The organism is Bifidobacterium polysaccharolyticum (assembly GCF_016101585.1).
In the GTDB taxonomy this organism is placed as follows: domain Bacteria; phylum Actinomycetota; class Actinomycetes; order Actinomycetales; family Bifidobacteriaceae; genus Bombiscardovia; species Bombiscardovia polysaccharolytica.
Genome location: NZ_JACFQG010000004.1, coordinates 79,882 through 103,756 on the forward strand (window position 1 = coordinate 79,882; position 23,875 = coordinate 103,756).

Genomic DNA, 23,875 nt, shown 5'->3' on the forward strand with positions numbered 1-23,875 from the left:
TCCGTAATTCACTCTACAGATTTACGGTGACGTTTATTCTCGGCCCGCCGGTGATTGCGCTCTGAACGCAACGAGGCCTTGGAATCAGTCCTCTGAGCCGTCTTCTGACTCCATCTGCTCCATAAGTTCCACCTCAGGGCGCTCCTCGCGTGGCTTCTGCCTGACCACATCAATATGAAGATCGTCATAGGCCGGCTGGGACTGAACCCAAAGATGGGACTCCTCCTGGGGCTCGATCTCAGAATGCTCACCGCAGCCATGATCCAGGGAGACCACACGCCCGTCGTCCGGGCTCCAACGATTCGCGCACACGCCGAACATAGTCCCCAGATCGCCAGCCAGGGGAATCATGAAACCGCAGGTCTCGCATGCCTTGCCCTTGGCCGTCCGGGTCGATAGGGACTTGGGACCGTGCTGACCCTCGTACCAGCGCTTGGCGGTGGCCGTCCTAGCCTCGGCAGTCATCACGTGCCGGCGGCTCAGAGCGAAGCGATCGACAGCCTCATCCAGGTCGGCGGCAGAGGTCTGTGCATCGAAGGAAACCTGATCATTCGGTTCTTGCTTGTGAACGTCTTTTTCGCCACCTGAGCGGTCTACCAGGCGGAAGACCGCACCGTCAGTCCCCTGACCGGCACCATCAGCATCAACCGAGGCTGATGCTTTCTGACCTTCTTTATTGTCCTCTGAGGTCTGCTCTACTTCAGAATTCTGAGGCACTGCCTGCGCAGGTTTGTATCCGACTGTCAGCCTGGAATCGTCGGGATCTGTTCCCATAACGTCGGTTACGCTCAGATCCGAGGGCAACAGGCGATCCTTCCAGGGAACCCATGCCGGAGGCTGCAAGGCCGCATCGGTAGGCACCAGCGACGATTCATCCACAGTCCAGGTATCGGCATCCTCATCGCGGTAAAGGGTGACCGACCACTGCCAGCCCTCGTATCCCTTGATGGCCGAGGCGAACCGGTAGTCCCAGACTCCATCCCCAATCGGGGTACGGCCGACCAGTTCACCGACCTCATCGCTGTCGGCAGCCACGCTAAGGGCCACTCGCCTGGCCAGTTCCTCAGGATCCAGGTCCTCTTGAACCATCTATCACACCTTCATCATCAGTGGGACCGGACAAGACCGATCCACATCGGATTCTTCTCGCCGTCCACTCAGTCCGGCACATCAAAGTCATCGGCCACAGCCCTCAGAAGGGTGGCCAGCTTGGCGGATTCGGCCCGACCTGGATAGTGGTGCCGACGCAGGCCATTGCCAGCCGAGTCGAGCAGCTTGATCAAATCCTCCACGATGGCGGCCATATCGTCCGGATCGGGTCGTTTGGCGCGCAGGATGGAGGGGGTCGGCCCCACCAGCTTCAGATCCAGGGCCTGGGGGCCCTTGCGGCCCTCAGCCACCGAGAACTCTACCCGGGATCCCTTGCGTATAGTGGATACTCCAGCAGGTAGTGCTGATGAGGGCAGGAAGACATCCCCACCTTGTTCATCCGTGATGAACCCGAACCCCCGCTTGGCGTCGTACCACCGTACTCTCCCGCTGGGCATGCTCTGCCACTTCCTTACGTTGCTTCTTGAACAGCTATATCCGCAATCAGTCTACCTGAATGGAGAGGGCAGGACGACCCATCTTGTCATAGGCGTACGGGACGGCTGACAGCAGGATTGGCTTGATCCTCGGCGCCCTCCTGATCCCGCCTGACACCCTGGGGTATGACGATGGTGAAAGTCAAGCCGCCCCCCGGGGTCTGCGACGCGCAGATGAATCCCTGATGGGCCTTGACAATGGACTGGACAATGGCCAGTCCAAGCCCCGTGCCGCCTTTCTCCCGAGCTCTGGACGGGTCAGCCGTGTAGAAGCGCTCGAAGAGCCTGGACCTAGATTCCTTCGGGACACCAGGTCCATGGTCAACCACGCGGATGATGGCATAGTCGGTGCCCACATGGCTGTTTTCTGCCACCTGGATCGCCTCGGTCAGGTGTCCCAGCGAGGACTCAGTGGCATCCAACCTGGTCAGATCCGCTGGAGCGATGGTCGCCTTGACCAGCCCCAATCCCACCTGGACCGGCGAATCAGACGGAGTGTAGCGGTGGATATTGCCCACGATGTTGGTAATCACCTGACGAAGGCGGCTGGGGTCGCCTGTCACCTGTACCGAGGGCAAGGGTCCTTCCTGGATATCCAAGCTGACCGATGGACCCAGGTGCCCGCCCACGGTGATTTTCTCCTTGCTGCGTCCCTTGAGGCCTGACAGTCCCTTACTGGCTGTGGCTGGCATCTCCTGGGGAGCAGGCTGATCCTCGGTATGCAGGCAAACCCTTCCGGTAGCCACCTCTCTTCCCAGATCCAGGGCATGCAGGTCGTCCACCCCGTCTCGAACCAGTCCGGTCAAATCGACCGCCAGGGTCGGGTCAATGCCCCTGCCCTCATCCAGGCGAGCAAGCGAAAGCAAATCCGTGACCAGGACTGTCATCCTGGTGGAAGAATCCTCGATATGCTGGATGGATTTGTCGGCACGCTCCAAAGCCCCTGGATAATCACGCTGCATCCTGTAGAGCTCTGCATAGCCGTGGATGGCGGCCAGAGGAGTGCGCAGCTCGTGACTGGCGTCCGAAACGAACTGCTTCATCTTTTCAGTGGTCTGGCGCTGTTCGTCGAAGGAATGCTCGATTCGCGCCAGCATGGCATTGAGGGATGCCGCCAGGGAGCCCACTTCGGTATTCTCCGGGAAGCTGGGAATGCGTTGGGAAAGGTCGCCGGCCGCTATCTTTGCAGCAGTCTTCTCGATGCGCTTGAGGGGAACCAGAGTGGACTGAATCAGCAGGACCGAGATGACTCCTCCCAGAAGGACCACTACGACGGAAATGATCATGCAGAAAGCCGTCAAATCATGCACGGCCTCATCCTGGTCGCTCATGGACAGACCGATGAAGAGCACACCACTGATTTCGGAACCGTCCAGATCATTGCGCAGCTTCCACTGCATGGCCACCACACGCCATGAGGCCCGGGCTCGCTTCATGGTGTCGCGGTCGGGCGAGGCTTGTTTGGAGACCCGCACATATGCAGGTACCGTGGTCGGCTGGCCAAGGGGTATCGAACCCAGGCTGCCGTCGGCGGGCAGACGCGGGCGGGAGATGACCCCGTTGACCTGCATGGGATTGAGGTCGTCCGAAATGATGTGCAGGTCGTCGTCACGAATCTGCAGGAAGTAGTCGGTGGGACCCAGGCCGTTCTTGCTCAGATCCTCCTGGCGCAAAAGCGTGGCGTTGCGGATGCCCAGATTGGCCTGGCGAATCAGCTGGGAGTCCGTACGTTTCATCAGATAGTCGTCAGCCATCTGGCAGATGGCTACAGAGACGCCCACCGTACCCACGATGAGCAGGATGAGCATGCTGGCCACAAGTTTGGTACTTAGGGGAATCGCAGCCAGAGGCGACCTGGGCATGGACCTGCCCCTCGGCTTGCCGGAATCGGCTCCCCTGCCGGAGTCCGAACCCTTGAACGACCTGGACCTGTCGGCCGACCTCGAATCGGGAACAGCCGATTGTCCTGTCTCAGGGGTCGGACTCTGGGGACTAGTCACCATCGCCGCCATCCGACGCGTTCTGCCTAGGGGCCCGAATCATGTAACCGATTCCTCGCTTGGTCTCGATCAGCGGGGTGACCTTGCGCTCACCGCCGTGCCCATCGCTGACAGTGATGCCATCCACCTTCTTGCGCAGGTAGGAGATATAAGATTCCACGATGGCCGCATCACCGCCCCAGTCGTATTGCCAGACATGGTCCAGAATCTGGGCCTTGCTGAGCACGCGACCCTCATTATCCATCAGGTAGCGCAGCAGCTTGTATTCGGTCGGGCTCAGGTCAATCGGTCGGCCAGCCCTGGTGACATCGTGGGAATCCTCGTTGATCTCCAGATCACCCACGCGGATGATCGGGTCATCCTCCTGGTGCTCGCGGGTTCTGCGCAGTATAGCCTTGATTCTGGCCACAACCTCCTCCAGGCTGAAGGGTTTGGTCACATAATCGTCGCCACCCACAGTCAGCCCCATGACCTTGTCCTGGGTGTCATCCCTGGCGGTCAGAAAGAGCACCGGCGCTTCGATTCCCTCCTGGCGGATACGGGAGGTGACTGTGAACCCATCGATGTCAGGCAGCATGACATCCAGGACAATCAAATCGGGCTGGATGCGCTCAATGACCTGAATGGCCTCAGAGCCGGACGCCGCGGTCTCAACCGCAAAGCCCGCAAAATGTAGGGAAGCCACCAGCAGATCCCTGATGGACGGTTCGTCGTCGACCACGACCAGTTGTGCTTGCGTCGGTTTGCTCATGGCTTCAGCTTGCCGCCTCTTTCTGGGTATTGTCTGAAAGTTCGCTGACTGTCTCGGTCGGACCTGGTTTCTTCTTCACTGAACTGGACCTGCGATGATGAGCCCCGCTTCGGCTGCTACGACGCCACCAAATCGTAACGGCCACGCCCAGAATGACCAGGACCACAACCGTTACCGAAAGAGCGATGATCATGATCCGGTGATGCCGGTGGTTCTGCTCAAGAGTCTCCACTTGGGTCATCATGGCTTTAGCCGAGCCCACCCAGTCAGGATTGCGGCTTTTAGTGACCGGCTCCAGGGCAGCCTGCGAGAGCTGATCCACGCTGGATTGGTCCTTGAGCCAGGCCTGCGAGTTGCTGGAGACCGCCACGACCAATTTGCCGTCCTGAGAAGCCACGGCCAGCATAACCGTGTCCTGGGCAGGCTTCATCGATTCGAGCGCCCGGGATGCCCAGATCTCCGGTTTGACACCCTCATAGAAATGCGGCAAGTAGAGCAGTCGGACCGATACTCCTGTTTGTTCTGCGGTCTCCTTGATCGCATCCTTGACGGATCCCACATCAGAACCCAGCAGATTCTGTGGATCAGTGATCGTGTCGGTCATGGTTCCGGCCCCGGTCTGAGGCTCATCGGCAAAGACCCTGGTCGGTCCAAGGGCGCCTGTCATCAAAACCGTCAAGAGCAGGAAAGCCAGAACCCGCCTCATGGCCAGAGCGCAGCCCGGGCTCGCCTTGTGGAGGAAGACTCGTTCGACCACATGGGTCCGTGGACGGGGCAACCGAGTGAACAGTGTCATAGTGTCCACAGTAGCGGCTGACGGCATCGGACTCCCCCACCATCACCGCCATTCACGGAAAGGACAACCATGACACGGTTCCAAGTTGATTCAGATCAGATACAGACAGCCTCCGGCGCAGTCAGCGGCTCAATAGGGGCCATCAGAGATGCCGTGGCGGGAATGTACACCAACCTGGGCAATCTTCAAAGCGTCTGGCAGGGCTCGGCGGCCAACCAATTCGCCACAGTGGCCCAGCAGTGGCGCGCCTCGCAAGCCCAGATGGAACAGGCACTTGAAGGCATCCAGGCGGCATTAACCCAAGCTTCGGCTCTTTATGCAGATACCGAAGCCCAGGCTACACGCCTCTTCGCCGGAGCCTGAGCATCGGGCCTATGTGCTGGCAGCTCAGAGCTATTTGACCATTTGACCATGGCGCATCGGGTCCAGACCTGCAGGCATAGGGAAATACAGAACAGGCGATAAAGGAAAGCAGACCATAAAACAGAAAGGGGCCTGCGCACCATATCCCGATGCGCAGGTCCCTGTTCTTGGCGATCACTGGGTTCAGCCGAAAAGCCCGGCCGAACCTCAGGGGATCAGTAGCCCATATCGCCCTGAGGCTGAGCGGCGGCAGGTGCCGGAGGCTCAGGCTTGTTGGCCACGACAGCCTCGGTGGTCAGGAAGAGCCCGGCGATTGAGGCTGCATTCTGCAGCGCGGAACGGGTCACCTTGACGGGGTCGGCCACGCCGGCCTCCAGCAGGTCCTGATACTCGTTGTTGGCTGCGTTGAAGCCCTGGCCAGCAGGCAGCGAACGGACCTTGTTGATGACCACGTCACCGGAGACTCCGCTGTTCTCAGCGATCTGCTTGATGGGGGCCTCGATGGCGCGGAAGACGATGGATGCGCCGGTGGATTCATCACCATCCAGCTTGACATCCTTCTCAGCCTTGGCAGCGGCCTGAACCAGAGCCACGCCGCCTCCGGGCAGCAGGCCCTCTTCGATGGCGGCCTTGGCGTTACGGACAGCGTCCTCGATGCGGTGCTTACGCTCCTTGGCCTCGACCTCGGTAGCTGCGCCGACCTTGATGACGGCAACGCCGCCGGCCAGCTTGGCCAGCCGCTCCTGCAGCTTCTCGCGATCATAGTCGGAATCGGTGTTCTCGATCTCGGTGCGGATCTGACCCACGCGGGCGGAGACCTCGTCCTTGGAACCGCCACCGGAAACGATGGTGGTCTCATCCTTGGAGACGATGACCTTCTTGGCGGTGCCCAGCACGCTCATGTCGATGGAGTCCAGCTTGAGACCAAGCTCATCGGAAACCACCTGTGCGCCGGTCAGGATAGCCATATCCTGCAGCATGGCCTTGCGACGGTCGCCGAAGCCAGGAGCCTTGACAGCGCAGGAGTTGAAGGTGCCGCGGATCTTGTTGAGGATCAGGGTGGGCAGCGCCTCGCCATCCACATCCTCAGCGACGATCAGCAAGGGCTTGCCGGTCTTCATGACCAGCTCGGCGATGTGGACCACGTCCTGCTGGCTGGAGACCTTGCCCGAGGTCAGCAGAATGTAAGGATCATCCAGAACGGCGGTCTGGTCATCGTTGTTGGTGACGAAATAGGGAGCGATGTAGCCCTTGTCGAAGCGCATGCCCTCGGTGAACTCCAGGTCCAGGCCGAAGCGGTTGTTGTCCTCGACGGTGACCACGCCGTCCTGGCCGACCTTGTCCAGAGCCTCGGCGATCTCATTGCCGATCTCGGGGTCGCCTGCAGAAATGGTGGCAGTGGCAGCAATCTGGTCTTTGGTCTCGACTTCCTTGGACTGGGCCACGAGTTCCTTGACGATGGCGTCAGCAGCCTTCTCGATGCCGCGGCGCAGGGCAATGGGGTTGGATCCGGCGGCCACGTTCTTCAGACCCTCATGCACCAGGGACTGGGCCAGCACGGTAGCGGTGGTGGTGCCGTCTCCGGCGACGTCGTCAGTCTTCTTGGCGACTTCCTTGACCAGCTCGGCGCCGATGCGCTCGTAAGGATCCTCCAGGTCGATCTCCTTGGCGATGGAGACGCCATCGTTGGTGATGGTCGGTGCGCCGTAGGACTTGTCCAGCACCACATTGCGGCCCTTGGGGCCCAGCGTGACCTTAACCGTGTCGGCCAGCTTGTCCAGGCCGGCAAGCATGCCCTGACGAGCTTCCTCGTCATACTCGATGATTTTTGCCATTGTTGCTTCCTCCGTCATGGCTTGAGGTTTCATGACCCACCGTCGGCGTGGAACGGAACCCGACCGTCAGCTGTCGTGTTATCACTCCCGCACCTCGAGTGCTAATTCAGCAGATTAGCACTCGTCTGGGCCGAGTGCCAACCCGAAGGGAAAATACGCTACAGGCTGTATGTCATATCAGACTTAACGTACCGGCCACGCCTGCAGACAATCCGCACCCCGCGTAATCCTGGTCCAACGTCTGGATATGGGCTAAGGAGCTATAAAAAAGAACCCCGGAATAATCCGGGGTTCCATGACGAATACAGAAGAGACAATCAGAGCTTGGTGACCTTGGTTGCCTGCAGGCCCTTGGGGCCCTGCTCCACCTGATATTCGACCTTATCTCCCTCATCAAGGGTCTTGAAACCATCGGACTGAATGGCTGAGTAGTGCACGAACACGTCCTCGCCGCCATCGTCAGGATTGATGAATCCGTAACCCTTGCCAGCGCTGAAGAATTTCACAGTGCCTTGTGCCATAACTAACTTCCTTAACATAGGTGCCGCGTCACAACAGATACGAGACTGACCGCATCTGCCTGGTCGGCAAGGTCAGTTTAGGCCTATTTATGAGGCAATTGCAAAACGCCGAGCCGAAATTCTGAATGTTTTGCCGTCATATTTCCTCCGCTGTACGGCTGACCGGACTCACTGCATGAGGATGGCTTCCACCGGAGTGGAAGCTACAGAGGACTGTTCCACCTGAGTGATACCCAGCAGATTGGCCACCTCTTGGGCAGTGGCCTTGTCGGCCTCGTCACGGTAGCGGACCGTGCTTACGCCAGGCAGTGCATCCTGCGGGTTGGATGCCGTCACCGCAGTGTAACCGGCATTGACCAGAACCTGGCGCTTCTTGCCGGCATACCCGTTGACCCTGGTTCCATTGATGACGGTGACCTGCGTGCCCCGGTTGACCACGGGAGCCGGGCTGCTGCTGGAAGCGCTCGCTGACGGCGACTGGGATGAAGGCTCAGAAGTTTGTTCTTGGGAGGCTTGATCAGTAGCGGTCGCACTGCTTGAAGCAGAAGAAGATGCTGAACGCTTCGGCAGATGGCTGCTGATGACCCGGGATGCTTCGGTATGCGTCTGCTGCCAGGGCAGGGAACCGCTGACCGCAGCCCATACGCCCAGGCCGCACAGCACCGCCAAGACAACCACCAGCAGGTAGGGCAAAGCCCTCACCGACAGGGAACGAGGCCCGCGATGCACGCCGACTGGCCCCTTGGGAGGGTTGTCGAACGCATCATGAACCTGAGGGCGCGCCTGCGTCCCATTGTCGCGCGTGCTAGCCATGAACTCTCCTCTGCTCCACCGGATCCTGAACCATTATAAGTAATGCGTCGTCGGGTCAACATTCAACTGACCATTCGACGTCCTCCGCCAACCCTGAAATGGCCGAAGCAGTCATGACCGGCCCATATCGCCAAGCGATATAGTGACCTTATGAACAGCAGCCAGCCTATTGCCGCAACCTCCCCTGAGCCGACGAACCGAACCGGTACCAACCCTTCGACCATAGCAGGAGGCCAGGGCCGGCCCCACCGCAAACCTCTGAGCGCCCTGGTGGATCCCGGCTGGGCCCGTGCTCTGGCACCTGTCGAACCCAACATTCACCGAATGGGTGACTTCCTCAGATCCGAGCTGGCCCAGGGTCACCGCTATCTGCCTGCCAGCAAGAACATCCTGCGCGCCTTTACCATCCCCTTCGACTCCATCAAGGTCCTCATCGTGGGCCAGGACCCATATCCGACCCCCGGGCATCCGGTGGGACTGAGTTTCTGCGTGGACCCTGCGGTCAGCCCCATCCCCGGCTCCCTGCGCAATATCTACGCCGAGCTGAGCTCCGACCTGGGCCTGCCCACGCCTTCCAATGGCGATCTGACGCCTTGGACCAGGCGAGGGGTCATGCTGCTCAACCGCTGCCTGACTGTACGGGTTGGCAAGCCGGCCAGCCACCGGAACAAGGGCTGGGAGGAGATCACCGACGCAGCCATCCGTGCCCTGAACGACAGACGCGACCAGGAGGGCAAGGTCCGGCCCCTGGTGGCCATTCTTTGGGGACGGCAGGCCCAGAGCCTAGAGCCTCTGCTGACCAACGCAGCCATCATCAAATCCCCGCATCCCAGCCCCCTTTCGGCCCGGTACGGCTTCTTTGGATCCCGCCCATTCTCCAAGGCCAACCAAGCGCTGGAGGCCATGGGCGCCCAGCCGGTGGACTGGTCCCTGACCTGAGTCCTGCTGGCTGAGTCGTCAGGAAATGCCGTTACCATGTCTGCTATGCCATTATTCCCACCTCGACCCAGTCAGTCCCCATCTGTTCAGCCCGGTAAAGACCGGCAGGTTCCGCCAATCAGCCAGGACGACCTGCAACGTTGCCGTCAGTTGGCCGACCGGATCCGGACCCGCTTTTCAAGGACTCTGGTAGGTCAGGAGAACCTGCGCGAGGCTCTGATCCTGACGCTGGTGGCCTCTGGACACATCCTGATAGAATCCGTGCCCGGCCTGGCCAAGACCACTGCCGCCCAGACCCTGGCCACCTCGGTCTCCGGCAGCTTCAAACGGATCCAGTGCACACCCGACCTGATGCCCTCGGATCTGGTAGGCACCCAGGTCTACGACTTCTCCACACAGCGCTTCTCCACACAGCTGGGACCAATTCACGCCAACTTCGTCCTTTTGGACGAGATCAACCGCTCCAACGCCAAGACCCAGTCGGCCATGCTGGAAGCCATGGCCGAGGGCGCGACCACCATCGGCGGCGAACGCATGGCCCTGCCCCAGCCCTTCATGGTGATCGCCACCCAGAACCCCATCGAAGAAGAGGGCACATACAACCTGCCCGAAGCCCAGATGGACCGGTTCATGCTCAAGGCAGTCATGACCTATCCCGATGCCGACCAGGAAACCCGAATGCTGCAGATGCTGACCACCCGCGGCACCGACATGCCCGGCAAGGACGATCGGGATGCACTGACCATCGCCGATGTGGACTTCCTGAGGCAGAAGGCCCGGCAGGTTCACGTGGCACAGCCCATCATGCGATATGCAGTCGATCTGGCAGCCACCAGCCGGGGTGCTGGTTCGCGGCCCATCCAAGGGCTGGCCGAGCAGGTGAGACTGGGAGCCAGTCCACGCGCATCCATCGCCCTGGTGCGCATCGGCCAGGCCAGAGCCCTTCTGACGGGCAGGGATTACGTCATTCCCGAGGATCTGAAAGACTGGGCCCATTCGGTGCTCCGCCACCGGATCCTCTTGACTTTCGAAGCCCAGGCCGACGGCATCAGCAGCGACGATATCATCGACCAGATCGTCGACAGGGTGCCAGTGCCATGAGCCGTCGACACCCGTATCGCGACCCGGTCCGCAGACGGATCGAGTCCATGGACACCAGTCTGCGGCTTCCCACGGTACGCAGGGCCTTGGGCCTGTTAGAAGGCGAGCACTCCTCTGGCCGTCGCGGCGGCGGAGATGAGCGTGCCGACTTACGCGCCTATGAGTTCGGAGACGAGACCCGCATGATCGACTGGCACGCCAGCGCACGTGTGGGTCGGCCCATGATAGTGGAGCGCGAACGCCTGGTCACCAGCAAGGTCTGGCTGCTGCTGGATGTCGGCCGAGAGATGTCCGGAACATGCCCTGACGGGGAGCAGGCCATCCAGGTGGCCGCCAATGCCCTGTGCATGTTCGCCTCCCTCTGCCTGCGCCGCAGCGATGAGGTGGACCTGGTCCTGGTCGATTCATCCGCTATCCGCCGCATACCCTGCCAGGGCGGCTTCGCTCGATTCGAGCAGACCCTGGACCGAGCTCTGGAATCGCCGCTGGATCAGTCGCGCAACCTTGAAGCCCTGCTGGGCTACGCCGCTGGCATCCAGGACCGGCAGGCCATGCTGGTCATCGCCACCGACCAGTCGGCATTGAACGTTGACCTGATGCCGACCATCCGCCAGTTGGCCACCACACACCCCTTAAATCTCATCGGAGTCGAGACCATGAATCCTCTGCGCCAGCAGCCCGCTATGGACTCGGTAACGGATGCACCCAGCGGAAGGCAGATTCCGGCCTTCCTGCGCACTGCGAACGGGACACGGGCTGTGGACCTGCACAGGCGCTACCAGATCGAGGCCTTTGGGAGGGAATTGTCCAGAATCGGAGCCTCGCTGATCCGGGCCGACTCCAGTACAACCATGTTCAACAGGTTCATCCACCTGCTTTCAGCCGGCCGGCCGGGCATCCCCATGCGGCGGACGGTGATGGCGGCATGAATGCTGTCGTCCTGATCCCTCTTACGTCCAGTCATGTCCGAATCAGGGTCATGCCTACCATGACCCAGCCCACCTGGCTGCTGGCTCTGACGGCGACCGCCGTCATACTGGCCTTGGCCCTGATCGCAACGGCCCTTCTCCTGCCCAAGTACCGTCGTCAGCAGGGGGAACATACGGTCCAAGCGAACTTCGACTCCCGCAATGCGTGGCGTCAGCGGATCGATCAAGTGGTGGCCCAGTACGACAGCGGCCGTCTGGACCGCGACCAAGCCATGACGGCACTGGCCACCATCGCTCGTGGATTCGCCTCCCGCTCCTGGAACAACGATATGAAAACCAAGACTCTAGCTGAAATCAAGGCTCAGCCCCGCACGCCGAGTACCCGGCAGGGCCTTGACCTGCTTCGGCAGACCATAGATGCCCTTTACCCGCCTGAATTTGCCCTCCCCCGGGACAGCGCGGGAACCGACGCCACGGTGAATCAGGCAGCCGACTGGGTACGGGATCTGATCGAACGGTGGCCTCGATGAGCATAGGCAATCTGTCTTGGAGGTGGCCCTGGCTGCCGGTTCTGGCCTTGATCCTGGCCCTGGCGTTCAGCCTGCTGGCTTACCGTATGGCGCGTCATGGCAAGCCAGATCAGGAACCGGAAGCTCGGGTCTGGACCTTGAACAGCGACCTGGACACCGAGGAGGGCCATGAGGCCCTTCGGCGCTGGCGGCGATTGAACCGTTGCGCTGCGGTCCTGCTCTCTTTGGCCCTGCTGATGGCTCTGAGCCTTGCCGCAAGGCCCGCCCGGGTCGATCGAACCTTGGAGCAAGGCCATAACCGCGATATTGTGCTATGCCTGGACGTGTCCGGGTCCACCCTGCCCTACGACCGGCAGGTTATCGCCTCCTACCTTGATTTGGTCCGCAACTTCCAGGGCGAACGCATGGCTCTGAGCATATTCAACTCCACCTCACGCACCGTCTTCCCTCTGACCGACGACTATGACATGATCACAGCCGAATTGAGCAAGGCGCGGCGGATCCTGGATGGGGTGCAGTCCCAGGACCGCATCGATGCCATGAGCGGACGACAGTACCAGGACATCAGCGACTGGCTGGAGGGTACGCAGAACCGCCGGGACACCACATCCCTGATTGGTGACGGACTGGTGGGCTGCGCCGCGCTCCTGCCGCAATTCGCACCCAGGGACCAGATCAGACCGGCAAAGGCCGACCAACGGTCGAGCTCCCTGGTACTGGCCACCGATAACGTGGTCTCCGGCAAACCCACATACACCCTAGAGGAGGCGCTCAAGCTGACCTCGGCCGCAGGAATCGCGGTGGACGGTCTCTATTCGGGACCGGACCAGGGCACCAAGGATGAAAGCACCCGGCAGATGCAGCGGCTGATCGAAGCGCAGGGCGGCATCTTCCTGCGACAGCAGGATGGCAACTCAATCAACGCGCTTGTCCGCCAGATTGAGCACCGACACGGAGCCGACCCACGTCAACAAGAGCAGTCCAGCCTGGTGGATGCACCCGGCTGGTGGACCTTGGTCCTGGCCCTAGCACTATCGGGATATCTGCTCCTGGCCTGGAGGCTGAAGCGATGAATATACTCAAGTCCCTGACCTTTGAGCCTGCCTTGGGCTGGGTGGCCGGCGGCCTTCTGGCGGGCCTACTGTTGCTCCTGGCCATCGCGCTGGTCATCCATGGACTGCGCAAGGGTCAGGATACTGACGCCGATCGCTGGGCCCTGACCCGGCGCACCGCCATGGTCCTGATCCTGGCCCTCATGGTCCTGACCCCCAGCACGGTCAGCAAGACCACTAATAAAGCCATCAACGCCACTGATGTTTTCATCGCGGTTGACGTAACCGGATCCATGGCGGTCAAGGATGCTGGATATGGCAACCAGGGAGGAATGAGCCGACTGGATGCGGCCCGGGCAGCTGTCCACGAACTGACACGCGCCTACCCCGATGCCTCTTTCTCGGCCCTAAGCTTCGGCGCTTCGGCCAGCGTTGATCTGCCCCTGACACCCGACGTGCGAGCTGTGGACAACTGGGCCAGGGGGCTGGTTACAGAACCCACATCCCGATCCTCCGGCTCCAGCCTCGATGCTCCGCTGGATCGCCTGAGCCTGGTCTTGAAACAGACCAAGGACCGGCATCCGGACGACCGAATCCTGCTCTACCTGATCAGCGACGGCGAACAGACCGGATCTGATGAACGACGATCCTTCAGCGTCCTCAGGGAAGGTCTGGACGATGCCTTTGTGCTGGGAACCGGCTCGACCAGGGGTGGCATGGTGCCCTTGAGCTCCGATGTCGGCGGAAGCGATGCCGACGGCTGGGTGACGGACCCAAAGACCGGCCAGCCGGGCATCTCCGTCATGGATCCGAAAACCCTCAAGGCCATGGCCGACGAGATGAGCGGCCACTATCAGGCCTTGACCAAGGGGACGACCTTGCGTGAGGGGAGTACGGCTGCAGCTTCCAAGCGCTACCGGGTGACCAAGGTCGACCAGGTCCGCCAGCATGTCACCCCGCTGGTCTGGCCGCTGGCACTGGTGGAGTTGGCCCTGATCCTGATTGAGACGGGGCTCTGGATCCGCACTTCGAGGAGACTGTTATGAGCAGGAAGTCCCAGCAAGACGCAAGGAGCGGCCGTCGCCTGCGAGTGCGCCTGATTTTGACTGGCTTGGCCTTGGTTGCAGCCCTGGCCGGAGCCTGGGGCCTGATCAACGTCAAAGCCATCGCCACCTATAACGAGGGCACGCGCGCGCTGAGCACCAACGTTCGACAGGTCCAAAACCCCCAGGCCGATCCAGCATCCATCAAGGCTCTGCAGGACCAGGCCGAGCATCTCTTCGCCCAGGTCGAACGGCCGGGACCCCTGATTCTGCCGCAGACCAGACAGGCTGCCCAGGCCAACCGAGCTGCCAACGCTGCGCTGACCAGCCGCACGGAGCGTCTGCTCAAAAATCAGAAGGCCAATAAGGCCCAGGACGGACAGAGGGGATCAGGCAAGGGCTCCTCCTCGGGACTAACCAAGCAGCAGGAGGCCGAGGTGGAGGATCTGCTCAGGCGCAACCAGCAGCAGAACGAATCGTCTTCCTCTCCCACGCCCTCAGGCCAGGCGAGCGACAATAAGGGTCAGGGGAAGAACATCAAACCCTGGTGACCGGCTGCACACAGCCTTTCAGGTGAGTCATTCCAACGCCTCCTTTCCAGCAAATCGATCCTCATGCAGACGAACATCTCCAAGCAATCTGAGCGACAGAATCAAGAATCAGCGGTAAATCCGTCCACAGCCAGATGAATCGGACCTCATTCGACCACATGGCCCTACGGGGATCGTTTCAGAATGATTGCCATGCTGTAGTAGAGGCATGTATAGGACATCCTCTTCACTGCCCGCCCTGAGCCCCTTCCTGGAGCAACCCTCCTACCTGGCTGATCCGGACTCAGCTGGATCCTGCCCCTGTCATGCACGGGCAGCCCGTTGTCGGACCATCCTGTCCGACATGGTACGACAGTCGCGAGCCACTCTGGTCCATCTGAGTGAATTAGCCGACCAGGCTCTGAGGGTCGACTGGCAAGGGCGGGCCGCTGAAGCCTATCGGACCCAGGTGCGGGCCATGGATGCCCTCTGCCAGGATCAGCGTGTCCAGGCAGGGCGCACCTTGGGCCTGATCGATCAAGAGAGCCGGCCATGAAGCGGACGATCACTGCCGCCCCCGACAACCACGGCTATACACGCACCGAGCTGGACCATCTGACCGGCATGGCGGATCGGCTCAACCAGGCAGGTGGTGCCCTGGCCACCATGCAATCCCAATGGGTTCTGACCAATCAGGCCATCCGCAGAACCATGCCGGAGCTGCCAGCCCTTCCTTGCGCACAGGCTTCAGTGCCGCCGCCGGGTCACGCCCATCTGCCCCTGGATCTGATGGTGTCCTTCTGCAATGACCAGGCCCAAGCCTGCGAAGATCTGCGCACCCGGCTCCAATTTGTGGCCGACCGGCTGATCAAGGCCTACGGACTGTATTCGCAGGCTGAATCATTCATGGACAGGCTGATGAATTCCCTGATGTCCAAAGCCTTGACCGTCTTTCGGCCTATTGCCCCATTCATGCTTGGATCTATCGGTTTGGGCCTGGGAGTAGCCAAACTGACCGATCACCTGGATGCATCGCAATTCCAGGAATTCCTGGAAACTACGGCCAGCATCCAACAGCCCCTGCTGACCGCCGTCGCATCCGGCCCGTCCTCGGACCATCATGATCCCATTGGCGGATTGGTTACCGGCCCCGGCCTACTGATGCCTTTGATACTTGCTCATTTCCAGGGTGACCGAGTCGCGATGGATCCTGTTCATCCGCAAGGCAAAGGATTGGTCGAGGCCCATGACATCGCAGGTGCTCTGCACAATCTGGAAACCCTGGGATCCTGCCGGGACGGCATTCCTTACGCCACAGTCGCGGTACAGCGCTATCGAGAGGCCGACGGCAAAGACCACTGGCTGGTCTACATACCCGGCACCAGCTCCCATCTGGACTCCCCCATCGGCTGGGCCCAGAACATCCAGCTCATGAGCGATAAAGCTTCAGTGCGCGACAGGGCGGCCTCCCTGCGTCTGGTGGACCAGGCCATGCAGGATGCAGGGGTGCGCCCGCACGATCTGGTCAGCCTGGTGGGCCATTCCCAGGGTGGCATCGTGGCCGCCACCATGGCCTCAGATCTTTCGGACCGCTACCACTTCGATCACATCGTGACCGTCGGATCACCCATCGCCCATCGCCAGATAGGGTCAGAGACCTGGGTCACCAGCGTGGAGATGCGTGAAGAGCTGGTCTCCAACCTTGATGGAGCCGACAACCCCTCCCGACCCAACCAGCTGACAGTCAGGGGAAGAGCGGGCGGACCTCCCCCTCCAGGCAGCCATCAGACTGGCCGGACAGTGACCACTGCCGGACCCGGCAAGGAATCCACCCACGGCATGGCCTACCAGCAGGCGGCCTGGGCCGATGCCCTGGATCAGAATTCACCAGCAGTACAACGTCAGGACGACCATTTCGCCCATGCCATCGAGGGCGATCTGCAGGAGACTCGCTACTACCGAGGCAGGCTGCGGCAATGAGCGGGACACGCGCGCCACCAGGAGTACCCATGCCGGTTCCTGCTGGTTGACCCGGTCGTCTAGGCTGGAGGCATGAACCTGAGCCGAATCACTCCAGTCATCCCCCTCAATCCCTTGGATGGACGTTACCGCAGACAAACCGTCGATCTGGTGGAATATCTGAGCGAACCTGCCTTGAACCGCGAGCGCATGCGGGTCGAGGTCGAATGGATGATCATGCTGGCCAACGGCTACCAGGGCAACGGCCAGCACCCGGTCCTGCCGGGCGTAGAGCCTCTGACAGAGGCGGAACAGGCCTATCTGCGAGCCATACCCGAGGATTTCGATGCCGACGGCATTAACGAACTGGCAGGCATCGAAGCCCAGACCCACCACGATGTCAAAGCTGTGGAATATTACATCGATCGCCGTCTGGAGGCTGCAGACACAGCACTTGGCTCCGAGACCCAACTTCCGAGGCTGACACCCCTTGTCCACTTCGCCTGCACCAGCGAGGACATCAACAACCTGGCCTATGCCCGCTGCATCCGAGGCGGGGTCGAACAAGTCTGGCTCCCCAAGGCCACCCGGATCGAGGACCATCTGGCGGCCATGGCTGAGAAATACCGGGATTTGCCCATGCTCGCCCTGACCCACGGCCAGCCGGCCACACCCACCACCCTGGGCAAGGAGATGGCGGTCTACGTCCACCGGCTTCACCGGCAGTTGGACCGGATCCGCAATCAGGACTACATGGGCAAGATGAATGGCGCCACTGGAACCTTTGGCGCCCATCTGGCCGCCCTGCCGCAGGTGGATTGGATCGATCTGACCCGAACCTTCATCGTGGAGCGGATGGGCCTGGTCTGGAACCCGCTGACCACCCAGATCGAGTCCCACGACTGGCAGGCCGAACTCTTCAGCAACATTGCTCACCTGGGCCGGATCCTGCACAACCTGGCCGTGGATGTCTGGATGTACATCTCCCGCGGCGTCTTCACCCAGGAACCCGTCAAAGGCGCGACAGGGTCCAGCACCATGCCCCACAAGGTCAACCCCATACGCTTCGAGAACGCCGAAGCCAATCTGGAGATTTCAGGAGCCCTGCTGGACACCCTGGCTACCACCCTGACCGAAACCCGCTGGCAGCGGGACCTGACCGACTCCACCACCCAGCGCAACATCGGTTCGGCCTTGGGCTATAGCCTGCTGGCTCTGGACAACCTGGACGGCGGCCTGCAGACCATCCACCCGGACAAGGCCCTGATGGCCCGCGAGCTGGACGGCAACTGGGAAGTCCTGGGCGAGCCCATACAGACGGCTATGCGGGCCGCTGGACTGGCTGGACGCTCGGGCATGGATCACCCCTATGAGCAGGTCAAGGAGCTGATGCGTGGCAAGAAAATCGGCCGGGAGGATGTCGAGCACTTCATCGATGGCTTGGACCTCGATCAGGACACGGCCAGTCGGCTCAAGGCCCTGACTCCGGCAACCTACACCGGCGTAGCCGGAACCTTGGTGGACTTCGATCGCGACTGACCATGACCCCGTCCCAGTCGACCATCACTCCCGAGGACACCGATCCCACTGACCCTGTTCAGGCAGATCAGGTCGTCATCCGGGATACCCCGCCCCAACGGGTCCATGACGCCGAGGACCTGCTTCGAGCTCTGGCGGCTCTGATCCTGGGGATTCTGATCACCCTGGCAGCTGTCTACTTGAAAGGTATAGCGGCCGGGGTCGAGTCGGACATGCGCCAGGCCGGCAATGCCATGGACTGGCTCATGGACGTACCCACTGCCTTCCTGCAGCAGGCAGTAACTGTGACCGTGGTCCTGGCCGTGCTTGTCCACCTGCTGGTCAACAGGGAGTGGGTCCAGGCCATCACTGCCCCCCTGGCCATGTTCCTAGGGTTCGGGCTGGTTATGCTGACCTCTAACCTGATCCTGAAAGCGGGCAACCCGGCCCTGATTGCCTCATTCAGTTCCCAGAACGCCATAGGATCGCCCGTTCTGCTGCCTGACTTCTATGCCGGTCTGGCAGCCTTCCTGAGTGCAGCAGGACCCCGTCGCCTGCGCAGCTCGGTCAAATGGGGATGGAACGCTCTATACGTCGTGGCCGTCATCATGGTCGCCATATCCTCCAATTCGGCCAGCGGAGTCCTGGTCTCGCTGGTTCTGGGACGGATCATGGGCATGGTCATCCGATACCTGGCGGGCACGCAGAACAAGGGCGCCTGGGGGCAGGGAGTGGTACAGGCCATAGCCTCCATCGGCATCCACGCCGCCAGCCTGGAACGTCAGGATCCCAGTCTGGACTCTGATGGCCAGCCCTTGCCCGCCCTCGACGACGACCTTATCGAAGCCTCCCGCATCTACAGGGCCCAAGACAGGGATGGCCGCAACTACACGGTGTCGGTCATGGACGGCCAGCTGCACACCATGGGTTATCTAATGCAGCTTTGGCAGTGGATCAAGCTGTCCGGAGTCTCTATGCGCCGGGACCGGTCGGTCAGAAACTCCATGCAACACCACATGTCTATGCTGGTTGAATTGCGGGACCTGGGTCTGACGACACTGCATCCCTATGGCCTGGCTGAGAGCGCGGAATCCTCAATCCTGGTCCTGGAGGATGATGTCCACCTTCGGCCCTTGGAACCCGGGAGCTTGGACACAGACGGGGCCGAGCAGCTGATGGACTACCTTCGCCGGGCCAACGAGCGCGGCTTTACACACCGCCGCATACGGCCCGAGACTTTGGCCATGGACCAGTCAGGCTCCATGGTCATCGCCGGCTGGGAGAACGGCGACAGCGCCAGCTCACAGGCCAACATCGCCCTGGACCGGATCCAGCTTCTGACCTTGATTGCCACGCTGATCGGCGTAGATCAAGCCATCGAGGCGGCCCGTGCTTCCTGGGGGGTCAAGACCCTGGTGAGCCTGTCGCCCTTCTGTCAGATGGTGGCCATTCCCTCACAGACCCAGGCCCTGCCCGGCTGGGATCGACAGATTCTGACTGACCTGCGCAAACAGTTGCAGGCCCTGGCTCCTCCTGAGTCGGTGGCGGAGACCGGTCAGGTGACCCTCTCGCGTTTCAGCCTGCGCAGCTTCGTAGCCCTGGCCCTGTTGGTAGTAGCGGTGGCGGTCATCGTCACCCAGTTCAACCTGCCCCAGGTCATCAGTGCCGTCCGCAACGCCAACCCTTGGATGGCCGGGCTGTCCTTCCTGCTGGGGTCGCTGTCCTGGGTGGGCTGTGCCATCACTCTGGGAGTCTTCATCGACCCTGCCAAGCGCGACTTCAGAGGCATCTTCCTGTCCCAGGTCGCCTCCTCGTTCACCTCGGTCTCCATGCCCGCCGGGGTAGGACCGGCCTTCGTCAATTTGCAGTTCCTGCGGCGGGACGGTTATGACAACACCATGGCCACAGCCATCATGAGCGCTGTGGTGGCCGTCCAGTTCGCAACGACTTTCTGCCTGCTGATCGTCATCGGCCTCTTTACCGGCCGCAACACCCTATCCGGTATGATCCCCACCAACACCCTGGTCATCGTCATCGGAACGGTAGCCATCATCGCGGCCCTGATCATGGCCGTGCCTTACACGAGGCGGCTGGTCATGGAGCGGCTGATGCCCATCGTGGCCTCCTATGCCCGCCACCTTGTAGAGATTCTGACTCAGCCCAGGCAGCTTGTGGTGGCCGTGCTTGGGGCCGTGCTGCAGTCAGCCGCCCTGGGCATGAGTTTCTGGGCCGCCCTGATGGCCTTCGGTTGCAGGACCAACGTTTTCGAGACCACCTTCGTCTTCCTCCTGGCCAACACGCTAGGCTCGGCTGTCCCCACCCCTGGTGGCCTGGGAGCCATAGAGGCGGTGCTGTTCTCGGCCTTCCGTCTGGCCGGCGTTCCCTCGGGCGTGGCCATCTCGGCCACTCTGGTCTTCCGAGTGGTCACCTACTGGCTGCGCATCCCCCTTGGAGCCCTGGCCATGCGCTGGCTGAGCAGCCATAATCGCATCTGAAGAGCCCTTCGGACAGCCCTAATCTCTCGGACCTCAAAAATCGCTTGATGAAATGTCGGAAACCCCCGGAAAATGCGGTGTTTGGGCCTAATCTGCGGTAATATCAGTCATTGACCGTTGGGCTTTCCCCAAATCAAGCAATGGGAGGCCCCCGAAAGAAGGATGTTCTATGGCATACAACAAGTCTGATCTCGTTTCGAAGATTGCGCAGAAGTCCAACCTGACCAAGGCTCAGGCAGAAGCTGCTGTCAACGCCTTCCAGGATGTCTTCGTCGAGGCCATGAAGTCCGGCGAGGGTCTGAAGCTGACCGGTCTGTTCTCGGCTGAGCGTGTCAAGCGCGCCGCCCGCACCGGCCGCAACCCCCGCACCGGTGAGACCATCAAGATTCCGGCCAGCTATGGCGTGCGTATCTCTGCCGGCTCGCTGCTGAAGAAGGCCGTCACCAACAAGAAGTGAAATCAGCCTTTCTGCAAGGGCCTTGGTATCCATCCACGGATACCGGGGCCCTTCTTGTTATATCAGGCCTGACGAAGCCTCTCACTGCAGACAAAACCTTAGGCACGCGGTTCTGAGGCACTCTTCAGGAAATCCATCAGGGAGCGGTATCGGGACGGGCCCAGATGGTCGAAGGGGTCGGGCAGGTCCACCTCGACTCGGCGAGAACCACCCAGGACCAGGTGGCTCCAGTCGCATGACCATGTGCGTGTCCCCCGGTCTGCGGCGCGGACGAAGTCGCCACGCAGACGGGCCCGGGTATCCTCTGGAGGTTGATCCATGGCGCGCTCTACCTCGGAGTCGTCGACCGGTGAGCGCATGAGCCCATGCCCGACCAGGCCAGGGTAGGATCTTCCCGCGCTCAAATCGTGATAGTCCAAGTCCAAAGCCTGGGCCAGATCGCGCCCGGCGCCACGTCGACTCAGCCCCTGGAGCAGCCGCAGTTTGGCGGCCCAGTCCACCCAGTCGGCCAGGTCCTGCCAACGCCCCGCGTCCAACGCATCCAAGGCAATCCTCCAAAGTTGCAGGGCATGCAGAGCCTGGGACCGGTCGATGCCTATATCCTCCTGTTGGTCCACCAAGGCCTTGCAGGCTGACCAATAGGCCTCTTGCAGACCCAGAGCACTGATGCCGGCGGTCTTCGTCGAAGCCTCCAGCTCCAGGTTGACCCGGCCGGTCCGATCCCGGCTGACGGCTCGGACGGCTGCGCCAGGATCGGCCAGGGCCCAGTCGGCCAGGTCTGGCCTGCGGCCTTGACGGCAGGCTTGCTCAACCAGGTTGAGGACCAGGTGAGTGCTGGCCATCTTGAACCAGGTAGCCAGCGGCGACCGGTTGGTATCCCCGACGATCACATGTAGACGCCGCCATCGTTCGGGATCGGCCAAAGGCTCGTCGCGGGTGTTGACCATGGGACGGGCACGGGTGGTGGCCGAGGAGACCGCTTCGTCAAGAAAGTCGGCCCGCTGGCTGAGCTGGAACCCATCGGGGCTCAGACGACCCGCCCCGGTGATCAGCTGCCGTGTGACAAGAAAGGGAACCAGGCAGGCTCCAATCATGTCCAAGGGGACCCTCCGGTCCAGCAGGTAATTCTCATGGCAACCAAAGGCATGGCCCTGGGCATCCACATTGTTGCCAAATACATGAACCTCTACAGGCCTGCCCAGGTTCTCCGACAGGTACCTCGCGGCATGCTCCGCAAGGTCGGTCATGATTCGTTCCCCGGCCAGCACCTGAGTCAGGGCTGTCAGTGGATCACGGGCCTCTGCCGTGGCATACTCCGGGTGGGATCCCACGTCCAGATAGAGTCGGGCACCATTGGGCAGATAGATGTTGGTTGACCCGTGCTTCTCAATCAGAGGGCGGAACATGGCCATGGCCACCCTGCCGGCGGCATATGGGCCACCAGCGCCGGTCAGGCTCAGTCCATACTCGGTCTCGATGCCGAATATCCTGCGAAAGTCCGAGTCAGTCCCCTGCCCGTCCGCCATGGATCACTGGCCGCCCTTCTGGACGAAGCCCTCCACATACTCCTTGGCGTTGGTCTCCAGAGTGGTCTCGATGTCATCCAGGACGGCATCCAGGTCGGACTCAGCTGCCTGGTCCTGTTCATGTGCAGCAGTCTGCGGCAGATTCTCTTCCTGTTCCTGCTGCTGACCGGCTGCGATGCGCCGTCCTTGTTGGGATGCCTCAGCCATGGTTGCTCTCCTTCCCTGCGCGAATCAGCGCCCGCTCAGATACGTATTCAAATCCTCCGCGATGAGCCCGTTGGTGGCTACCACGTCGTTGCTGCCCTCCCAGCGCACATGCCCGCCGTCCCAGCGCCAGAGGGTACCCTTGGCCTCTCGGACCACAACAGCCGCCGCAGAGACAGCAGGGATGTCCCAGGAGTGCAGGGCCGGCTCAAAATAAGCATCGTAGCTGCCGTCCGCCACCCGGCACAGGTCCAGCGAGACCGGACCGACGCGCTTGATGTCGGCAGGCTTGCCGGCCATGCGCGAGACAATCTGCAGGACCTTTTCAGACTCGTTGGGGAAGTATGACATACCGAAGCTGATTACTGATCCGGTCAGGGTGGTCATAGTGGAAGGGATGATTTTCTCCCGTTTGTCACCCACAATGGTCCGCCGGATCCTAATGGCGCCCTGGCCCTTGGCCGCCAGATAGGTCAGGCCCAGTACCGGCGCATGCACGATGCCCAGAACCGGTGAAGCATGGCCCTTCTCGTCCACGGCGAACAGGGAGATGGTAAGCGTCCATTCGGCCATGTTGCGCACATAGTTGACCGGACCGTCGATGTGGCCCAGGCACCAGTAGCGGCCGCCCGGACGGCGATTGCCGGCCTCCTCCTCCCAGAAGCCGTCCATGGGGTCCAGGGCGGCGATCTTGGTTCGGCAGTAGCGAATCAGGCGCGTATCGATGCCTGGCGAGAACTGGGTGCCCTGGCCGATGGCCGAGGTGGAGCGGGGATCGTGGGGGTTGATCTGGTCCTGAAGGGCATGACGACCGGCCTCCACGGCAATGGTGGCGGCCTGCATGGCCAAATCGCGCAATTCCATACTTCTCTTCTCTTTCAAACGGGTGGTCGAGGCATTGCCGACCGTGGTCCACCGGTGGTCGTC

General features: G+C 61.4%; 23 protein-coding genes and 1 pseudogene. 13 read left to right on the top strand and 11 right to left on the bottom strand.

What is annotated here, in order from left to right:
- Positions 1 to 114 precede the first annotated feature (114 nt).
- The 5 genes and pseudogenes from H3T90_RS07215 to H3T90_RS07235 all read right to left on the bottom strand — a co-directional run.
- Positions 115 to 1,089: pseudogene (locus tag H3T90_RS07215) on the bottom strand (DUF3027 domain-containing protein); the annotation flags it as partial.
- Positions 1,090 to 1,157: 68 nt separating this feature from the next.
- Positions 1,158 to 1,547: a cold-shock protein gene (locus H3T90_RS07220; protein WP_015022102.1), complete on the bottom strand. Its 390-nt coding sequence runs from the start codon at positions 1,545 to 1,547 to the stop codon at positions 1,158 to 1,160.
- 86 nt (positions 1,548 to 1,633) lie between these two features.
- A complete protein-coding gene (locus H3T90_RS08930) occupies positions 1,634 to 3,448 on the bottom strand; it encodes a sensor histidine kinase (RefSeq protein ID WP_269751111.1) in 1,815 nt (604 codons plus the stop codon).
- A 130-nt stretch (positions 3,449 to 3,578) separates the two neighbouring features.
- Positions 3,579 to 4,337: a response regulator transcription factor gene (locus H3T90_RS07230; protein ID WP_110425491.1), complete on the bottom strand. Its 759-nt coding sequence runs from the start codon at positions 4,335 to 4,337 to the stop codon at positions 3,579 to 3,581.
- Between the two features lie 4 nt (positions 4,338 to 4,341).
- Positions 4,342 to 5,133, bottom strand: coding sequence for a TPM domain-containing protein (locus H3T90_RS07235; protein WP_198230089.1), 792 nt, complete (start codon positions 5,131 to 5,133; stop codon positions 4,342 to 4,344).
- A 69-nt stretch (positions 5,134 to 5,202) separates the two neighbouring features.
- Between H3T90_RS07235 and H3T90_RS07240 the strand changes: the two genes are divergently transcribed.
- Entirely contained in the window at positions 5,203 to 5,496 is a 294-nt protein-coding gene (locus tag H3T90_RS07240; RefSeq protein WP_198230090.1) for a WXG100 family type VII secretion target, read from the top strand.
- Between the two features lie 215 nt (positions 5,497 to 5,711).
- Here H3T90_RS07240 and groL read toward each other — a convergent pair whose 3' ends face one another.
- The 3 genes from groL to H3T90_RS07255 form a co-directional block, all read right to left on the bottom strand.
- Positions 5,712 to 7,331, bottom strand: a complete 1,620-nt coding sequence (gene groL / locus H3T90_RS07245; protein ID WP_024626575.1) for a chaperonin GroEL — start codon at positions 7,329 to 7,331, stop codon at positions 5,712 to 5,714.
- 317 nt (positions 7,332 to 7,648) lie between these two features.
- Positions 7,649 to 7,852, bottom strand: a complete 204-nt coding sequence (locus H3T90_RS07250) for a cold-shock protein (protein ID WP_015022108.1) — start codon at positions 7,850 to 7,852, stop codon at positions 7,649 to 7,651.
- Positions 7,853 to 8,020: 168 nt separating this feature from the next.
- The gene (locus H3T90_RS07255; protein WP_110425493.1) at positions 8,021 to 8,665 is read right to left on the bottom strand and encodes a LytR C-terminal domain-containing protein; all 645 of its coding nucleotides are present in this window, start codon (positions 8,663 to 8,665) and stop codon (positions 8,021 to 8,023) included.
- Positions 8,666 to 8,815: 150 nt separating this feature from the next.
- On the opposite strand from H3T90_RS07255, the gene H3T90_RS07260 reads away from it, so the two are divergent.
- The 12 genes from H3T90_RS07260 to H3T90_RS07315 all read left to right on the top strand — a co-directional run bounded on the left by H3T90_RS07260 (position 8,816) and on the right by H3T90_RS07315 (position 21,218).
- Entirely contained in the window at positions 8,816 to 9,604 is a 789-nt protein-coding gene (locus tag H3T90_RS07260) for a uracil-DNA glycosylase (protein ID WP_232348590.1), read from the top strand.
- A 36-nt stretch (positions 9,605 to 9,640) separates the two neighbouring features.
- Complete coding sequence (locus tag H3T90_RS07265) at positions 9,641 to 10,705, top strand: AAA family ATPase (RefSeq protein WP_121913817.1); 1,065 nt, start codon at positions 9,641 to 9,643, stop codon at positions 10,703 to 10,705.
- Complete coding sequence (locus tag H3T90_RS07270) at positions 10,702 to 11,634, top strand: DUF58 domain-containing protein (RefSeq protein WP_198230091.1); 933 nt, start codon at positions 10,702 to 10,704, stop codon at positions 11,632 to 11,634. Before H3T90_RS07265 ends, H3T90_RS07270 begins: the two co-directional genes overlap by 4 nt.
- The gene (locus tag H3T90_RS07275) at positions 11,631 to 12,164 is read left to right on the top strand and encodes a hypothetical protein (protein WP_198230092.1); all 534 of its coding nucleotides are present in this window, start codon (positions 11,631 to 11,633) and stop codon (positions 12,162 to 12,164) included. Before H3T90_RS07270 ends, H3T90_RS07275 begins: the two co-directional genes overlap by 4 nt.
- Positions 12,161 to 13,237: a vWA domain-containing protein gene (locus H3T90_RS07280; RefSeq protein ID WP_198230093.1), complete on the top strand. Its 1,077-nt coding sequence runs from the start codon at positions 12,161 to 12,163 to the stop codon at positions 13,235 to 13,237. Before H3T90_RS07275 ends, H3T90_RS07280 begins: the two co-directional genes overlap by 4 nt.
- A complete protein-coding gene (locus H3T90_RS07285; RefSeq protein ID WP_198230094.1) occupies positions 13,234 to 14,262 on the top strand; it encodes a vWA domain-containing protein in 1,029 nt (342 codons plus the stop codon). The genes H3T90_RS07280 and H3T90_RS07285 overlap by 4 nt, the downstream gene beginning before the upstream one ends.
- Positions 14,259 to 14,810, top strand: a complete 552-nt coding sequence (locus tag H3T90_RS07290) for a DUF6466 family protein (RefSeq protein ID WP_198230095.1) — start codon at positions 14,259 to 14,261, stop codon at positions 14,808 to 14,810. The genes H3T90_RS07285 and H3T90_RS07290 overlap by 4 nt, the downstream gene beginning before the upstream one ends.
- A gap of 208 nt (positions 14,811 to 15,018) precedes the next feature.
- Positions 15,019 to 15,345, top strand: a complete 327-nt coding sequence (locus H3T90_RS07295; RefSeq protein ID WP_198230096.1) for a hypothetical protein — start codon at positions 15,019 to 15,021, stop codon at positions 15,343 to 15,345.
- Positions 15,342 to 16,769: an esterase/lipase family protein gene (locus H3T90_RS07300; RefSeq protein WP_198230097.1), complete on the top strand. Its 1,428-nt coding sequence runs from the start codon at positions 15,342 to 15,344 to the stop codon at positions 16,767 to 16,769. The genes H3T90_RS07295 and H3T90_RS07300 overlap by 4 nt, the downstream gene beginning before the upstream one ends.
- A 72-nt stretch (positions 16,770 to 16,841) precedes the next feature.
- Positions 16,842 to 18,287 (top strand): adenylosuccinate lyase, encoded by a 1,446-nt coding sequence (purB, locus tag H3T90_RS07305; RefSeq protein ID WP_198230098.1) that lies wholly within the window; start codon positions 16,842 to 16,844, stop codon positions 18,285 to 18,287.
- Positions 18,288 to 18,289: 2 nt separating this feature from the next.
- Complete coding sequence (locus H3T90_RS07310) at positions 18,290 to 20,761, top strand: lysylphosphatidylglycerol synthase transmembrane domain-containing protein (protein WP_198230099.1); 2,472 nt, start codon at positions 18,290 to 18,292, stop codon at positions 20,759 to 20,761.
- Between the two features lie 169 nt (positions 20,762 to 20,930).
- Positions 20,931 to 21,218, top strand: a complete 288-nt coding sequence (locus H3T90_RS07315) for an HU family DNA-binding protein (RefSeq protein WP_015022121.1) — start codon at positions 20,931 to 20,933, stop codon at positions 21,216 to 21,218.
- A gap of 98 nt (positions 21,219 to 21,316) precedes the next feature.
- Here the strand turns inward: H3T90_RS07315 and H3T90_RS07320 are convergent, their stop codons facing one another.
- Genes H3T90_RS07320 through H3T90_RS07330 form a run of 3 tightly spaced genes read right to left on the bottom strand, consistent with a single transcriptional unit; the run spans position 21,317 to position 23,812 of the window.
- Positions 21,317 to 22,744, bottom strand: a complete 1,428-nt coding sequence (locus H3T90_RS07320; protein WP_198230100.1) for a proteasome accessory factor PafA2 family protein — start codon at positions 22,742 to 22,744, stop codon at positions 21,317 to 21,319.
- Between the two features lie 3 nt (positions 22,745 to 22,747).
- Complete coding sequence (locus tag H3T90_RS07325) at positions 22,748 to 22,951, bottom strand: ubiquitin-like protein Pup (protein WP_110425502.1); 204 nt, start codon at positions 22,949 to 22,951, stop codon at positions 22,748 to 22,750.
- A 24-nt stretch (positions 22,952 to 22,975) separates the two neighbouring features.
- Positions 22,976 to 23,812: an inositol monophosphatase family protein gene (locus tag H3T90_RS07330; protein ID WP_045935548.1), complete on the bottom strand. Its 837-nt coding sequence runs from the start codon at positions 23,810 to 23,812 to the stop codon at positions 22,976 to 22,978.
- Between the last annotated feature and the right edge of the window lie 63 nt (positions 23,813 to 23,875).

What these genes read in the sequence shown, in the direction of transcription:
- H3T90_RS07235 (WP_198230089.1), bottom strand. Translation starts at nt 5,133, where the DNA reads ATGACACTGTTCACTCGGTTGCCCCGTCCACGGACCCATGTGGTCGAA.
- H3T90_RS07290 (WP_198230095.1), top strand. Translation starts at nt 14,259, where the DNA reads ATGAGCAGGAAGTCCCAGCAAGACGCAAGGAGCGGCCGTCGCCTGCGA.
- H3T90_RS07275 (WP_198230092.1), top strand. Translation starts at nt 11,631, where the DNA reads ATGAATGCTGTCGTCCTGATCCCTCTTACGTCCAGTCATGTCCGAATC.
- H3T90_RS07220 (WP_015022102.1), bottom strand. Translation starts at nt 1,547, where the DNA reads ATGCCCAGCGGGAGAGTACGGTGGTACGACGCCAAGCGGGGGTTCGGG.
- H3T90_RS07240 (WP_198230090.1), top strand. Translation starts at nt 5,203, where the DNA reads ATGACACGGTTCCAAGTTGATTCAGATCAGATACAGACAGCCTCCGGC.
- H3T90_RS07265 (WP_121913817.1), top strand. Translation starts at nt 9,641, where the DNA reads ATGTCTGCTATGCCATTATTCCCACCTCGACCCAGTCAGTCCCCATCT.
- H3T90_RS07315 (WP_015022121.1), top strand. Translation starts at nt 20,931, where the DNA reads ATGGCATACAACAAGTCTGATCTCGTTTCGAAGATTGCGCAGAAGTCC.
- H3T90_RS07250 (WP_015022108.1), bottom strand. Translation starts at nt 7,852, where the DNA reads ATGGCACAAGGCACTGTGAAATTCTTCAGCGCTGGCAAGGGTTACGGA.
- H3T90_RS07310 (WP_198230099.1), top strand. Translation starts at nt 18,290, where the DNA reads ATGACCCCGTCCCAGTCGACCATCACTCCCGAGGACACCGATCCCACT.
- H3T90_RS07270 (WP_198230091.1), top strand. Translation starts at nt 10,702, where the DNA reads ATGAGCCGTCGACACCCGTATCGCGACCCGGTCCGCAGACGGATCGAG.
- groL (WP_024626575.1), bottom strand. Translation starts at nt 7,331, where the DNA reads ATGGCAAAAATCATCGAGTATGACGAGGAAGCTCGTCAGGGCATGCTT.
- H3T90_RS07295 (WP_198230096.1), top strand. Translation starts at nt 15,019, where the DNA reads ATGTATAGGACATCCTCTTCACTGCCCGCCCTGAGCCCCTTCCTGGAG.
- H3T90_RS07300 (WP_198230097.1), top strand. Translation starts at nt 15,342, where the DNA reads ATGAAGCGGACGATCACTGCCGCCCCCGACAACCACGGCTATACACGC.
- H3T90_RS08930 (WP_269751111.1), bottom strand. Translation starts at nt 3,448, where the DNA reads ATGCCCAGGTCGCCTCTGGCTGCGATTCCCCTAAGTACCAAACTTGTG.
- H3T90_RS07325 (WP_110425502.1), bottom strand. Translation starts at nt 22,951, where the DNA reads ATGGCTGAGGCATCCCAACAAGGACGGCGCATCGCAGCCGGTCAGCAG.
- purB (WP_198230098.1), top strand. Translation starts at nt 16,842, where the DNA reads ATGAACCTGAGCCGAATCACTCCAGTCATCCCCCTCAATCCCTTGGAT.
- H3T90_RS07230 (WP_110425491.1), bottom strand. Translation starts at nt 4,337, where the DNA reads ATGAGCAAACCGACGCAAGCACAACTGGTCGTGGTCGACGACGAACCG.
- H3T90_RS07255 (WP_110425493.1), bottom strand. Translation starts at nt 8,665, where the DNA reads ATGGCTAGCACGCGCGACAATGGGACGCAGGCGCGCCCTCAGGTTCAT.
- H3T90_RS07320 (WP_198230100.1), bottom strand. Translation starts at nt 22,744, where the DNA reads ATGGCGGACGGGCAGGGGACTGACTCGGACTTTCGCAGGATATTCGGC.
- H3T90_RS07280 (WP_198230093.1), top strand. Translation starts at nt 12,161, where the DNA reads ATGAGCATAGGCAATCTGTCTTGGAGGTGGCCCTGGCTGCCGGTTCTG.
- H3T90_RS07285 (WP_198230094.1), top strand. Translation starts at nt 13,234, where the DNA reads ATGAATATACTCAAGTCCCTGACCTTTGAGCCTGCCTTGGGCTGGGTG.
- H3T90_RS07330 (WP_045935548.1), bottom strand. Translation starts at nt 23,812, where the DNA reads ATGGAATTGCGCGATTTGGCCATGCAGGCCGCCACCATTGCCGTGGAG.
- H3T90_RS07260 (WP_232348590.1), top strand. Translation starts at nt 8,816, where the DNA reads ATGAACAGCAGCCAGCCTATTGCCGCAACCTCCCCTGAGCCGACGAAC.